The sequence below is a fragment of the Paenibacillus sp. YAE3 genome, assembly GCF_057546105.1.
The window spans coordinates 1-534 of sequence record NZ_BAAIYF010000055.1; the positions used below are offsets into that span (position 1 = coordinate 1).

Here is a 534-nt window from a genome sequence, read left to right on the forward strand (position 1 = left end):
TTGGATTATTGACAGCATGTGGAACGACAGACAACAAAGCAGAGGAAAAAACCTCTGAAAAAAGCAGTGAATCAGCATCCAAACCCGTCACGGTAGAGGATGCACTCGGGGATGATATCACCCTTGAGAAAGCACCCGAAAAGATTGTCACCCTGATCCCAAGTAATACGGAGATCCTTTTTGAATTGGGGCTCGGAGACAGCGTCGTCGGAGTGACCGATTTTGATAACTATCCGGAAGAAGCGGCAGATATCGAGAAGATCGGCGGAATGGAATTCAACGTCGAGAAGATCGTAGGGATGAAACCGGACCTGGTCCTTGCCCATGAATCCACGGCTGTATCAGCAAAAGCCGGTCTTGACCAGATCAGGGATTCTGGTATTCCTGTATATGTCGTACGTGATGCGTCGAGCTTTGATAAAGTTTATACAACAATCGAGAATATCGGGAAGCTTGTCGGGAAGAATGAAGAGGCGGAAAAGGTCGTTTCAGACATGAAAGACGGGATCGACTCGATTAAAGAAAAAACCGCTT

Annotated in this window: 1 protein-coding gene; it reads left to right on the top strand. The window is 47.0% G+C overall.

Annotated elements, in window-relative coordinates; all coding sequences use genetic code 11:
* Positions 1–534 (top strand): helical backbone metal receptor (locus AC27KL_RS28160; RefSeq protein WP_487171808.1); only part of this gene is annotated, 534 nt, incomplete at both ends.